The sequence below is a fragment of the Paraburkholderia sp. UCT2 genome (genome assembly GCF_014397665.1).
In the GTDB taxonomy this organism is placed as follows: domain Bacteria; phylum Pseudomonadota; class Gammaproteobacteria; order Burkholderiales; family Burkholderiaceae; genus Paraburkholderia; species Paraburkholderia tuberum.
On record NZ_VZQO01000027.1, the window covers coordinates 54,370 to 66,189 of the forward strand.

Consider the following 11,820-nt stretch of genomic DNA (forward strand, 5'->3'; position numbering starts at 1 on the left):
GACCGGATCGTACACCGTTGGCAGGGTTTGCGTAACGCGGATGCAATGCACGAGCGGTAATAGAGGTGCCGGCGAGCGTAATCGACCGGGATTTACGCCGGTTTTCTCGCGAGTTCACCGAAAACCGGTTTGAAACGCGAGTTTGAAACGTGGACGGATCGTTAAAGCTCGCGGCTGAATTTGCCGTTAATTAAGAACAGCCTCGAGGCTATTGCCTTGCACGTTATTACCAGCACCGATATTTTTGCCCCGCCGTTTCGAATCGGTGCAAAAACAAAGGCTTTGGCGCTATCATCGATGCTCCCCGCGTTGGACGCCGGCCGCCCGCGCAGGCGGGGCGCTCTGGCGCAGGTCGTCGGACGGCCGTCAAGATTCAAATTCCGCGCGTTTGCGCTCGCTCAAATGGCCTTTCTGCTCAACGGTGTTATGCATGCACACGATGTTGTTCACGGCGGATCGAACAGGCTGTCGTAAACAGACTTTTAAGCGACGAATCGCGAGCGCCGCCGTGCGGGCTCGCGCGGCATTATTGCAACGCCGTTTTTTTGACAGTTTTTTGTCGAGCGTTACGTCGGGATTTTCATCGATTCGCGCATCCGGATTTTCGTGCGACGTTTTTTCCGGGTTTTTACCCCGCGTGTCGCGCGTTCTGATAGGCGCATTGCTGTGCGCGGGTTTCGGCGCGGCGACGCCCGCAGCGGCCGCCGAGAAAGTGCTGCACGTTCTCGCATGGCCCGGCTATGCGGACCCGGACGTCGTGAAGGCGTTCGAAGCGCGCTACGGCGCGAAGGTCGAGGTCACGCTCGTCGATTCCGATGAGGCGCTGTGGGCGCAGATGCACAGCAAGGGCGCGCCGCCGTTCGACGTACTCGCCGCCAACACCGCCGAAATCCGCCGCTATACGCAGGCGAATCTGCTCGCGCCGCTCGATCTCGCGAGTCTGCCGAATACGAAGAAGCAGTTGCCGCGTTTCCAGGCGCTCGGCTCGATCGACGGCCTGACTTCGGCGGGCAAGGTATACGCGATTCCGTTCACGTATTCGTCGATGGGACTCATCTACGATCGCAAGCAGATTCCGGTTGCGCCGCATTCGATGCTCGAACTGTGGAACCCGCGCTATCGTGGCAAGGTGCTCGACTTCAATAGCGCGCAGCACAACTTCTCGTTCACCGCGCTTGCGCTCGGCTATCCGCATCCGTTTCAACTCGACCCCGCGCAGATGCGCACGATCGCGCACAAGCTCGTCGATCTGCGCCGCAACCTGCTGACCTACTACACGCTGCCCGAAGAGGCGACCGCGTTCTTCATCCAGCACAAGGTCGCGTTGATGTTCGGCAACTACGGCACGCAGCAGGTGCAGTTGCTGCGGCGCGCGGGCGCCGACGTCGGCTACGTGATTCCGGATGAAGGCGCGCTCGCGTGGCTCGATTGCTGGTCGATGACGCGCGCGGCGAGCGACCAGCCGCTCGCGCTCGCATGGATCAACTACATGCTCGAGCCGAGCGTGAGCGCGTTGCTGACACAGCGCCAGGGGCTCGCGAACACGCTGACCGAGCCGGCCGAAGGCAGCGCCAACGCGCACATCGTCTGGATCAGTCCGGTGGAAGATATCGAGCGCCGCGAGCAACTGTGGACGCGCATCGTGTCGGGCGACCGTTCGGAGCGCTTCTGATGCTGCATCGCGGCCTGACCTTCAAGCTATCCGTGCTGCTCGCGTGCATCGGCGTGCTGGCGTCGGGCGCGACCGGCTATTACGCGTACCGCGCGAATCGCACGATGCTGGTCAACGAAGCGGAGCACAGCCTGCAGACGTCGACGGAGCTGCTCGGCCAGCGCATCGCGGTATCGATCGACGACGTCGCGGCGGACGCGCTCGTGCTCGCGACGATGCCGTCGTCGGTGAGCGTCGCGCAGACCGACGACGGTATCGGCCCGAACCTCGGCCGCGAGCGGCTCGCGCAGGTGTATTCGAGCTTCATGCTGCACCACCCGGAGTATCTGCAGGTGCGGCTGATCACGCGGCAGCATCACGGTCTCGAACTGATCCGTTTCGATCGCGACAGCGACGGCCTCGTGCGTGTGGAGGGTGACGATTTGCAGGAAAAAGCTCAGTTTCCCTACGTATTCGAAACGCTCGCGTTTTCGCCGGGCCGTATCTACACGTCGCCGATTTCGGTCAATCACGAATCCGGCACGCATGCGGCGCAAGGCAAGCCGACGCTGCGTCTCGGCACGCCGATCGCGGATGCGCGTGGCACGGTGGTCGGCGTCGTCGTAATCGATGTCGATCTGGCCGGTATGCTGCGGCGTTTGCAGAGCGATCTGCCGAGCGACTATCAGGTCTATCTGGCGAACGAGTGGGGCGACTTCCTGATCCATCCCGACGCGTCGAAAACCTTCGGCTTCGACCGCGGCCGTCGCGTGCTGATGCAGGACAGCTTCCCGGCCACGAAGCAACTGTTCGAGCAACGCCAAAGCGAGGTGCTCATCAACGGTCTCGCGAGACCGGGCGAGGCGGCCGGCCGTGTGCTCGCGTTCGTGCGGCGGCCGTTCGGCGGTTCCGAGGGCAACCGCTTCATCGTGCTCGGTCTCGCGAAGCCGCTCGAGGACGTGCTGACCGGCGCCAATCAGCTCGGCACGCGGATCATTCGCATGGTGTTGGTGTTCAGCGCATTGTCGGTACTGCTGGCGATCCTGTTCGCGCGAGCGCTGACCAAGCCGCTGCATCTGCTCGCGTATGCGGCGACGCACCTGTTCGCCGACCACGCGATGCACACCTTGCCGCTCAAACGCACCGACGAAATCGGCGTGCTCGCGCGCTGCTTCGAGCGTTTGCGTTGCGAAATCCGCGCGCAGATGGATACGCTGCACAGCAAGCAGAGCGAGCTCGTGCATCTGGCCTCGCACGACGTGCTGACCGGCTTGCCGAACCGCATGCTGTTCATGCAGAAGCTCGAGAACGCGATCGAGGAGGCAAGCTTCCGCCGCGAAGGCCTCGCCGTGCTGTTCGTCGACCTCGACCGCTTCAAGCAGATCAACGATCAGTTCGGTCACTCGGTCGGCGACAAGGTGCTGGTCGCGGTCGCACGCCGTCTGAAGGACGTGCTGTATGCCGGGGACGTGGTCGCGCGGCTCGGCGGCGACGAATTCATCGTGCTGATCGAAGGGCAGCGCGCGGCCGAGGTCACGCCAGAAATCGCCGAGCGCATCATGGACGCGCTGAACGAAACGCTGACCGTCGACGGCAATAGCATGACGGTCGGTGCGAGCATCGGCATCGGCGAGTTCCCGCACGACAGCGGCAATGCCGAGGAACTGCTGCTGAACGCCGATGCCGCGATGTATGCGGCGAAATCGGGTGGCCGTTGCGCGTATCTGCGCTATCAGGATCTGCTCGCCATGCGGCTCGACGAACAGGCTGAGCAGGCGAGGGCTGCCCAAGCCCAGCTCGCCCAGGCGCACGCCGCGCGCGATGCGACCGAGGGGCGCGAGGCGGAGCCCACCGCGTGATGCGGTTTTACCCGCGCCGCTGAGGGTTTTCTATTGCCACGCCGCGATCGCGCCGCGAATGAGCCGGAGCGTGTGCCGTTGTCGACCTGAGACGCATGCGCGCTCAACCAGCCCACTCAAACGATCCGCACCCCTGCGCGATAAGTCGCGCGCGGCACCGGGAGCTTGTCGAGCATCGTCACGCGCACGAGATCCGCGCGCAGGCCGGGCTCGATCGCGCCGCGGTCCGTGAGGCCGGCGGTGCGCGCCGGCTCGGCCGAGACCGTTGCCATCGCGCGCGGCAGCGACCAGCCCGCTTTTTCGACGAGATCGAACACCGCGGTCAGCAAGCTCGACGGCACGTAATCCGACGACAGGATGTCGAGCAGGTCCGCGCGCGCGAGTTCGAGCGCCGACACGTTGCCCGAATGCGAGCCACCGCGCACGATGTTCGGCGCGCCCATGATCGTCGCGATGCCATGCTCGCGCGCGGCTTGCGCGGCGATCCGAGTGGTCGGGAATTCGGCGAGCACGATGCCCTCGGCCTTCGCCTGTTCGACGTGCTCGATCAGCGTGTCGTCGTGGCTCGCAACCGGAATGCCGAGCCGCCGGCAACGCGCGACGATCTCGCGGCGGTGCTCATCCGCGTAACGCTCCTGTTCGACCGCGAGTTCGGCGAGCGTGCTCGCGACACGCTCGTCGCTCATCTTGCCGTTGCGCTCCTGGAAGCGGCGCCATTGCTCGGGGTCGTGCCATTGGCGCTGGCCCGGCGTATGGTCCATCACCGACGCGAGCCGCAGCAGCGGATGCGCGCACAGCGAATCGAATACCTCGAGCACGTCGGCGGTCGCGATCTCGCAGCGCAGATGCAGAAAGTGCTCGGCGCGCAGTAGTCGACGCGTGGACAGCCGCAGCAGCGAATCGGCGCATTGCGTTTGCACATCGCGGTTACGCAGCCCAACGCTCGAGCGCGAGCCGATGGCGAGCGCGTCGAATACCGTCGTGATGCCGGCTGCGGCGACCTGTGCGTCGTGAATCACGAAGGCCGCGTCGGTATTCCATTCGACGCCGGGACGCGGCACGAGGTGCTTCTCGAGGTTGTCCGTATGCAGTTCGATCAGACCGGGCAGCAGATAATCGCCGTCCCAGTCTTCGGCGTCGCGCGCCAAACCCGCGCCGCGTTCGACGTCGCGAATCACGCCGTCTTCCACGCGCACGGTGCCAATGAATTCTTCGTCTCGCGTCACGATGCGAGCGTTGCTGATCAACATCGACTTGCTCCGTAGTCAGTCGGGACTGGTGTCAATTTAGTGCCGCAGCGGCGGCCGCAGTTCCAGGCGGCGCGTCGCGACCTTGTTGCGGGTCTCTTCGTCGTGAAAGATACCAACGATCGCCGCGCCGCGCTCGCGCGCCTCGACGATCAGATCGGCCACAACGTCGCGGTTTTCCGCATCGAGCGAAGCGGTCGGTTCGTCGAGCAGCAGCAGCGGATGTTCGGCGATCAAACCTCGCGCGATGTTCACGCGTTGCTGCTCGCCGCCCGAAAACGTCGCGGGCGCGAGCGACCACAGACGTTCCGGCACGTTGAGCCGCGCGAGCAATTCAGCGGCGCGCGCGTTTGCTTCAGGTTCGGCGACGCCGTGCAAGACCAGCGGCTCGGCGACGAGCGTAAGCGTCGGCACGCGCGGGATCGCGCGCAAAAACTGGCTCACATAGCCGACCACGCGACGGCGCAGCCGCAGCACGTCACGCGGTTCGGCACCGGTGATTGCAATGGGCCGGCCTTGATCGCTGGTGTCGCGGATCGCAATCGAGCCGCTGCTCGCCAGATAGTTGCCGTACAGACAGCGCAGCAGCGTGCTCTTGCCCGCACCCGACGGCCCGACCAGCACCACGCATTCACCGCGCTCGACCTCGAGCGACACGTTCGCGAGCGCGTCGATCCGCACACCGCCCTGGCCGTGCAGCGTGAAAGTCTTGCCGATGCCGATGGCGCGCAGCATCAGCGCCGCGTTGTCGGCGAAAGCGCGCTCGCCGTGGCGTGCATCGCTGCCTGCTTCATTGACTACCTCAGTGGATTGCATCTTGAGCCTCAAACCGGCAGAACCGAGGAAACCAGCGTTTGCGTATACGGGTGCTGCGGATCGTCGAGCACCTGATCGGTCAGACCCGCCTCGACGACTTCGCCCCCTTGCATCACCATCAGCCGATGCGCGAGCAGACGCGCGACGCCGATATCGTGCGTGACGATCAGCACCGACAGATGCAGCGTCGAGCTCAGCGTGCGCAGCAAATCGAGCAGACGCGCCTGCACGGACACGTCGAGACCGGCGGTCGGTTCGTCCATGAACACCAGACGCGGACCGGTGACGAGATTGCGCGCGATCTGCAGACGTTGCTGCATACCGCCCGAGAACGCGGCGGGGAAATCGTCGATGCGAGTGGGGTCGAGTTCGACGCGCTCCATCCATTGCGTGGCTGTGCGGCGAATCTCGCCGTAGTGGCGCGCGCCGACCGCCATCAACGGCTCGCCGATGTTGGCGCCGGCCGATACGCCGGTGCGCAGGCCGTCGCGCGGATTCTGCTGCACGAAGCCCCACTCGGTGCGCGTCAGCAGACGGCGGCGCGGCTCGGACAGCGCGCGCAGATCGAGCGAGTCGCCATGCGACGCGGTGTAGTGCAGCGAGCCGCTATCGGCCTCGGTCTTCAGCGCCAGCGTGTTGAGCAGCGTGGTCTTGCCCGAACCCGATTCACCGACGATGCACAGCACTTCGCCCGGATACAGATCGAAACTCACGTTGCGGCAACCGTTGCGGCCGCCATATTGTTTGGTGAGCGCGCGTGCGCTCAGAAGCGGCGTCATGCGGATTCTCCTTCGCGCGTGGCGTGGGGCAGCGGCGCTTGCGCTTCGATAGCGCCGTCGCCGTCGTTATCGCCATCGCCGCGCCGCCCGTGACAGTAGTCGCTGTCCGAGCACACGAACATGCGCGTGCCCGCATCGTCGACGATCATCTCGTCGAGAAAGCTCTCCTTCGATCCGCACAGCGCACACGCGTGCTGCCACTTCTGCACTTCGAACGGATGATCGTCGAAGTCGAGGCTGCGCACCGGCGTATAGGGCGGAATCGCGTGAATGCGGCGCTCGCGGCCCGCGCCGAACAGTTGCAGCGCGGCGTTCATATGCATCTTCGGATTGTCGAACTTCGGGATCGGCGACGGCGAGCTCAGATAGCGATGATTGACGATCACCGGGTAGTCGTACGTGGTCGCGATGCTGCCGTGATGCACGATGTCCTCGTACAGTTTCACGCTGATCAGCCCGTAATCGGCGAGCGCATGCAGCGTCTTGCATTCGGCGACGCGCGGCTCGAGCCGGTACAGCGGCTCGGGCATCGGCACCTGATAGACGAGGATCTGCTGCTCGGTCAGAGGCGTTTCGGGAATCCGGTGCCGCGTCTGGATGATCGTCGCTTCGCTCGTGTGCCGCGTGGTCGCCACCCCCGTGGTGCGCGCGAAGAAGCGGCGGATGTTGACGGCGTTGGTGGTTTCGTCGGAGCCCTGATCGATGACCTTCAGCGTGTCCGTCCTGCCGATGATCGCGGCCGTCACCTGGATGCCGCCGGTGCCCCAGCCATACGGCAGCGGCATTTCGCGCGACGCGAACGGCACCTGGTAGCCCGGCACGGCGACTGCCTTCAGCAGCGCGCGGCGCAGCATGCGCTTGGTCTGCTCGTCGAGATACGCGAAGTTGTAGCCGTGCGCGGCGGTGTCGTATGAGGTGTTGGCAACAGCGGTGTCGGGCGCGTTCATGCTGCCTGCTCCTTGTCGGTGGCGCGGCTTGTTTCATCGTTGCTGCGATGCTGCGCGCGCAAACGCCGCACCAGTTCCAGCTCCGCCTGGAAGTCGACGTAATGCGGCAGCTTCAGGTGCTGCACGAAGCCCGACGCTTCGACGTTGTCGCTATGCGACAGCATGAACTCGATGTCCTGCGTCGGTGACGCGAGCGTCTCGCCGAGTTCTTCGGCACGCAACGCGCGATCGACGAGCGCCATCGCCATCGCCTTGCGCTCCGAGTGGCCGAACGCGAGGCCGTAGCCCTGCGTGAAGGTCGGCGGCACCGTGCCGCTGCCCGCGAACTGGTTGATCATCTGGCATTCGGTGATGTCGATATCGCCGATGTCGACCGCTTCGCCGAGTTCGTCGAGGTCCATCTCGACCGCGATCGTGCCGAAACGGATCTCGCCCGCGAACGGATGCGAGTGCGCGTAGCCGCGTTGCGTCGCGTAGCCCATCGCGAGCAGAAAGCCTTCGTCGCCACGCGCGAGATTTTGCAGACGCGTCGCGCGGCTCGCCGGAAACGCGAGCGGTTCACGCGACAGGTCGCCGGGTTCCGCGCCGTCGGGTGTTGGGCGCTCCTGTTCGATCAGGCCTTCCTTGTCGAGCAGCGACACGACTCGCGGCATCGATTCTGGCGCTGGCGGTTCTTGCGGAACGGGCGCGTTGCCGCGCGTCACGTCCTGCCGCGCGTCATCACCATCGGCGAGCAACGCGAAATCGAGCAGACGCTGCGTGTAGTCATAGGTCGCGCCGAGCAACTGGCCGCCGGGCAGGTCCTTGAACGTCGCCGAGATGCGCCGCTCGACCTGCATCGTTTCGGTATCGATGGCGCGCGTATAGCCGAAGCGCGGCAACGTGGTGCGATACGCGCGCAGCAGGAAAATCGCCTCGACCAGTTCGCCGGCCGCCTGCTTGATTGCGAGTGCCGCAAGCTCTTCGTCGTAGACCGAGCCTTCGGTCATCACGCGCGCGACCGCGAGCCGCAACTGCTCGCGAATCTGCGCGACGCTCAGCTCGGCGATCCGCGTATCGCCGCGGCGCGCTTTGTCGAGCAGGCGCCACGACGCTTCGATCGCGCGTTCTCCACCTTTGACGGCAACGTACATCAGTTCACCTTCGCTTCGGTTGTGCGCGGCAGGCCGATCACGCGCGGGCCGCAAACCAGATAACAGTCGATGCCGCACGGAAACAGCGGCGCGAGCATTGCGCGTTCTTGCCAGAACCGCGCGGGAAGACCGACCGGCGAAATCGTTTCGGCATCCAGAATGCCGGGGCCGCTCAACGTGACCGCTGCGCCGCCCGTCAGCGCGTCGACGCGGATCAGCAACGTGGCCGATTGTTCCGGTGACTCGGCGCTGCCGGGCGCGAAGCTTTCGAGCGACGGCAACGCGTCGGCATCGTGCACATACGCGAACGCGGCGTTGCCGGGCGCATCGACGAGCGGCGCGCCGGTATGAAAACGCAACGCCGACGCGAGCGCGGGATCAGGCTGCGCGAGCCACACCGGCGTCGCGTAGTCGCAGAGCGTCAGCAGTGCGGCAAACGCGGCGGGTTCGACCGGCGTGTTGCGCAACTCGGGCAGCACGTCGCGGATCACGCCGATCGTGCCGGGCCGCGACAACGCGTCGAGCAGCGTGCGAAACACGGCCTGGGTATCGTGGACCGGGTCCGCGAAACCCGGCGTCAGCGTGGACAACGCAATCGGTGAACGTTCCATCAGTCGCCTCGCACCATCGTGAAGAATTCGACGCGCGTCGCCGCGACGTCCTGTTGCTGTTGCGCGCCCCGGGCCTGCTGTTGCGCGGCGAATGGCTCGATCAATTGACGATGCAGGCTGTCGTGATGCGCGGGCATCTGCAGCAAGGCATCGGCGAGCGCGGCAAGTTCGGCGCGACGGCGGTCGCGTCCCAGATGGCAGGCGACGCCGACGGTGGCTTCGGCGTCGCCGCTGGCATGCAGACGCAGCGTGGCGCGCGTAACCGTGGCTTCGCCGAGATTGAACGGATCGCCGCTGCCGCCGATGCGCCCGCGCACCATCGCGAGGCCGATTTCAGGGGGGCGCAGCCAGTCGTAGGCGGGGGCGGGGCGGCCTTGCAGCGCGCGCTGCAGCGCGGCTTCGAGGTCGGCGCGCGGCGTGCGCGCGAGCACGGCCATCCAGGCGCGCCGCGCCGCCGAAGACACGGCCGGCAATGGCGAGGAGGGTGGATTGGGCGGAACGGAACTCGGGCTCATCGGATTTCCTGTCGATCCAGCGAGTGGGTATTGAAGCATCTATTCATCTAAACGTCTAGACGTTTATAAGCATAGTTGTCTGGACTGTCGTGCGCGGCGGACATTCATATTTTTATCACGGCTCGCGCACTACAATGCACGTCATGGCGATCATTTGAACCGAAGGGAATGACAGCACCATGACATCGAACGACAGCGCGGCGCCGGCCACGACGCTCGAACGGGGCGCGGGCGTGGCCGTCTGGAGACAGATCGAACAGATTCTCGCCGCAGAGATCACGGCAAGCGGGTTCGGCGAAGAAGGGCGGCTGCCGAGCGAGGGTGAGCTGGCGAAGCGCTTCGACGTCAACCGTCACACGGTGCGCCGCGCGATGCTCGGCCTCGCCGCGCTCGGCCTCGTCAGCGTCGAGCAGGGGCGTGGCACGTTCGTGCAGCCCGGCGCGATCGACTATTCGATCGGCCGCCGTACGCGTTTCACCGAAAACCTGCGTCAACAACACCACTCGCCCGCGGGCACGATGCTGTCGGCCGCGCGCGTGAAGGCCGAGCCCAGTGTCGCGAAGGCGTTGGGTCTGCGCGCGGGCGCGGCGGTCTATCGCATCGAATCGCTGAACGCGTCGGACGGCGTGCCGCTCACGTACGCGCGCAGCTGGTATCCGGCCGCGCGTTTTCCGGATTTGCCGGAGGTCGTGCAACGCCTCGGCGGCACGACGAAAGCGCTGGCCGAATTCGGCGTGGACGATTATCTGCGCAAGTGGAGCCGCATCGGCAGCGTGCTGCCCGAGCCGGAAGTCGCGCGGCGGCTCAACATCAACCGTCAGCAGCCGGTGCTGTGGGTCGAGAACGTCGACGTCGATCTGCAGGGCACGCCGGTCAAATACGGCTTCACGCATTTCGCGGCCGATCGCGTGCAACTGCTCGTGGAGCATGACCTGTGAGCGGCTCCGTATGGAGTGCCGAAGCGCGCTTTGCGCTGTACTACGCGCCGTCGGTTGAATCGGCGTGGTGGCAGGCCGGCTCGACATGGCTCGGCCGCGATGCGCACAGCGGCGAGCGTCGCGCGCAGCCGCAGCCGCCAGGCCTGACGCGCCCGCTCGCCGCATTGACCGACGCGCCGCGCCGCTACGGCTGGCATGGCACGCTGGTCGCTCCGTTCCGGCTCGGCGCCGGCGTCACGCAGCCCGACCTGCTCGCGGCCGCGCGAGCCTGGGCGCTCGCGCAGCGGCCGTTCACGTTGCCGGTAGAAACGGCCACGCTGGGCGACTTCGTCGCGTTGCGACCGGCCGATGCAGATGGCGAGACGCGCATTCGCGAACTCGCGTCGAACGCGCTGCAGTCGCTCGACAGGCTGCGCGCGCGGCCGTCGGCGGCCGATCTCGAGCGACGGCTCGCCGCGCCGCTTAGCGAACGCCAACGTGCGTTGCTGTTGCAATGGGGCTATCCGTACGTGTTCGACGAGTTCCGTTTTCATATGACGTTGTCCAGTTCGCTCGCCGATGCCGACGAGCGCGCGACGCTGATCGCATGGTGGCGGGAGCGCACGCCCGCGCTCGGGCCGCTCGCTGTGGATCAGGCCGCGCTGTTCGTCGAGCCGGCGCCGGGTGAGCCGTTCGTGCTTTGGCAGCCGCTGCCGTTCAGCCACGGCGCGCAACCTGGCGATCGCACGAACAAGCAGCAAGACGAGGTGAGCAGCCAATGACTGGGCGTTTGATCTATGTGATGGGGCCGTCGGGCGCGGGCAAGGATTCGCTGCTGCAGTTCGCGCGGATGCGGCTCGCCGGCGAGCCGCTCGTATTCGCGCATCGTTACATCACGCGGCCGAGCGGCAATGGCGAGGTGCATGTTGCACTAAGCGTCGAGGAGTTCGCCGCGCGCTCGGTGCTTGGCCTGTTCGCGCTCGAATGGTCGAGCCATTCGCTGCGCTATGGCATCGGCATCGAACTCGATGCGTGGCTCGCGCGTGGCTGCACGGTGGTCGTCAACGGCTCGCGGCAGTACCTGCAGCATGCGCTCGCGCGCTATCCACGCGCGGAAGTGGTGCACGTGAGCGCCGCGCCGCATATTCTCGAAGCACGGCTCGGCGCGCGGGCGCGCGAATCGTCGGAGCAGGTCGCGGCGCGGCTCGCGCGGCGCGCGCCGTTTGCGTTGCCGGCCGGCGTGCGCTGCACGACGATCGACAACTCCGGCGCGCTCGAAGAAGCGGGGCACGCATTGATCACGGTGCTCAAGGAGCAGGTGAGCGCGTAGCGCAAGCACGCGGCC

The 11,820-nt window shown here is 65.9% G+C and carries 12 protein-coding genes; 5 read left to right on the top strand and 7 right to left on the bottom strand.

The window, feature by feature from the left end; genetic code table 11:
* Positions 1-430: 430 nt before the first annotated feature.
* Positions 431-1,672 carry an extracellular solute-binding protein gene (locus tag F6X39_RS22035; RefSeq protein WP_410450226.1) on the top strand — a complete coding sequence of 414 codons (1,242 nt, stop codon included), beginning with the start codon at positions 431-433 and terminating at the stop codon, positions 1,670-1,672.
* Positions 1,672-3,510, top strand: coding sequence for a diguanylate cyclase domain-containing protein (locus F6X39_RS22040; protein ID WP_187618099.1), 1,839 nt, complete (start codon positions 1,672-1,674; stop codon positions 3,508-3,510). Before F6X39_RS22035 ends, F6X39_RS22040 begins: the two co-directional genes overlap by 1 nt.
* Positions 3,511-3,626: 116 nt before the next feature.
* Here F6X39_RS22040 and F6X39_RS22045 read toward each other — a convergent pair whose 3' ends face one another.
* The 7 genes from F6X39_RS22045 to phnG are packed head-to-tail and all read right to left on the bottom strand — an operon-like array spanning position 3,627 to position 9,558.
* Positions 3,627-4,760: an alpha-D-ribose 1-methylphosphonate 5-triphosphate diphosphatase gene (locus tag F6X39_RS22045; protein ID WP_187618100.1), complete on the bottom strand. Its 1,134-nt coding sequence runs from the start codon at positions 4,758-4,760 to the stop codon at positions 3,627-3,629.
* A gap of 36 nt (positions 4,761-4,796) precedes the next feature.
* Positions 4,797-5,573 (bottom strand): phosphonate C-P lyase system protein PhnL, encoded by a 777-nt coding sequence (gene phnL / locus F6X39_RS22050; RefSeq protein ID WP_187618101.1) that lies wholly within the window; start codon positions 5,571-5,573, stop codon positions 4,797-4,799.
* An 8-nt stretch (positions 5,574-5,581) separates the two neighbouring features.
* On the bottom strand, positions 5,582-6,352 hold the full coding sequence (gene phnK, locus F6X39_RS22055) for a phosphonate C-P lyase system protein PhnK (protein WP_187618102.1): 771 nt from the start codon (positions 6,350-6,352) through the stop codon (positions 5,582-5,584).
* The gene (locus tag F6X39_RS22060) at positions 6,349-7,299 is read right to left on the bottom strand and encodes an alpha-D-ribose 1-methylphosphonate 5-phosphate C-P-lyase PhnJ (RefSeq protein WP_187618103.1); all 951 of its coding nucleotides are present in this window, start codon (positions 7,297-7,299) and stop codon (positions 6,349-6,351) included. The genes phnK and F6X39_RS22060 overlap by 4 nt, the downstream gene beginning before the upstream one ends.
* Positions 7,296-8,432, bottom strand: a complete 1,137-nt coding sequence (locus tag F6X39_RS22065) for a carbon-phosphorus lyase complex subunit PhnI (RefSeq protein ID WP_187618104.1) — start codon at positions 8,430-8,432, stop codon at positions 7,296-7,298. The genes F6X39_RS22060 and F6X39_RS22065 overlap by 4 nt, the downstream gene beginning before the upstream one ends.
* Positions 8,432-9,043: a phosphonate C-P lyase system protein PhnH gene (phnH, locus tag F6X39_RS22070; protein ID WP_090809517.1), complete on the bottom strand. Its 612-nt coding sequence runs from the start codon at positions 9,041-9,043 to the stop codon at positions 8,432-8,434. The genes F6X39_RS22065 and phnH overlap by 1 nt, the downstream gene beginning before the upstream one ends.
* Positions 9,043-9,558 carry a phosphonate C-P lyase system protein PhnG gene (gene phnG, locus F6X39_RS22075; RefSeq protein WP_187618105.1) on the bottom strand — a complete coding sequence of 172 codons (516 nt, stop codon included), beginning with the start codon at positions 9,556-9,558 and terminating at the stop codon, positions 9,043-9,045. The genes phnH and phnG overlap by 1 nt, the downstream gene beginning before the upstream one ends.
* A gap of 179 nt (positions 9,559-9,737) precedes the next feature.
* Here phnG and phnF point away from each other — a divergent pair, with 179 nt between their 5' ends.
* The 3 genes from phnF to phnN are packed head-to-tail and all read left to right on the top strand — an operon-like array spanning position 9,738 to position 11,805.
* A complete protein-coding gene (phnF, locus tag F6X39_RS22080; protein ID WP_184039300.1) occupies positions 9,738-10,496 on the top strand; it encodes a phosphonate metabolism transcriptional regulator PhnF in 759 nt (252 codons plus the stop codon).
* On the top strand, positions 10,493-11,257 hold the full coding sequence (locus F6X39_RS22085; protein WP_187618106.1) for a DUF1045 domain-containing protein: 765 nt from the start codon (positions 10,493-10,495) through the stop codon (positions 11,255-11,257). Before phnF ends, F6X39_RS22085 begins: the two co-directional genes overlap by 4 nt.
* Positions 11,254-11,805: a phosphonate metabolism protein/1,5-bisphosphokinase (PRPP-forming) PhnN gene (gene phnN / locus F6X39_RS22090; RefSeq protein WP_090809526.1), complete on the top strand. Its 552-nt coding sequence runs from the start codon at positions 11,254-11,256 to the stop codon at positions 11,803-11,805. The genes F6X39_RS22085 and phnN overlap by 4 nt, the downstream gene beginning before the upstream one ends.
* Positions 11,806-11,820: the final 15 nt, after the last annotated feature.

What these genes read in the sequence shown, in the direction of transcription:
- F6X39_RS22035 (WP_410450226.1), top strand. Translation starts at nt 431, where the DNA reads ATGCACACGATGTTGTTCACGGCGGATCGAACAGGCTGTCGTAAACAG.
- F6X39_RS22040 (WP_187618099.1), top strand. Translation starts at nt 1,672, where the DNA reads ATGCTGCATCGCGGCCTGACCTTCAAGCTATCCGTGCTGCTCGCGTGC.
- F6X39_RS22045 (WP_187618100.1), bottom strand. Translation starts at nt 4,760, where the DNA reads ATGTTGATCAGCAACGCTCGCATCGTGACGCGAGACGAAGAATTCATT.
- phnL (WP_187618101.1), bottom strand. Translation starts at nt 5,573, where the DNA reads ATGCAATCCACTGAGGTAGTCAATGAAGCAGGCAGCGATGCACGCCAC.
- phnK (WP_187618102.1), bottom strand. Translation starts at nt 6,352, where the DNA reads ATGACGCCGCTTCTGAGCGCACGCGCGCTCACCAAACAATATGGCGGC.
- F6X39_RS22060 (WP_187618103.1), bottom strand. Translation starts at nt 7,299, where the DNA reads ATGAACGCGCCCGACACCGCTGTTGCCAACACCTCATACGACACCGCC.
- F6X39_RS22065 (WP_187618104.1), bottom strand. Translation starts at nt 8,432, where the DNA reads ATGTACGTTGCCGTCAAAGGTGGAGAACGCGCGATCGAAGCGTCGTGG.
- phnH (WP_090809517.1), bottom strand. Translation starts at nt 9,043, where the DNA reads ATGGAACGTTCACCGATTGCGTTGTCCACGCTGACGCCGGGTTTCGCG.
- phnG (WP_187618105.1), bottom strand. Translation starts at nt 9,558, where the DNA reads ATGAGCCCGAGTTCCGTTCCGCCCAATCCACCCTCCTCGCCATTGCCG.
- phnF (WP_184039300.1), top strand. Translation starts at nt 9,738, where the DNA reads ATGACATCGAACGACAGCGCGGCGCCGGCCACGACGCTCGAACGGGGC.
- phnN (WP_090809526.1), top strand. Translation starts at nt 11,254, where the DNA reads ATGACTGGGCGTTTGATCTATGTGATGGGGCCGTCGGGCGCGGGCAAG.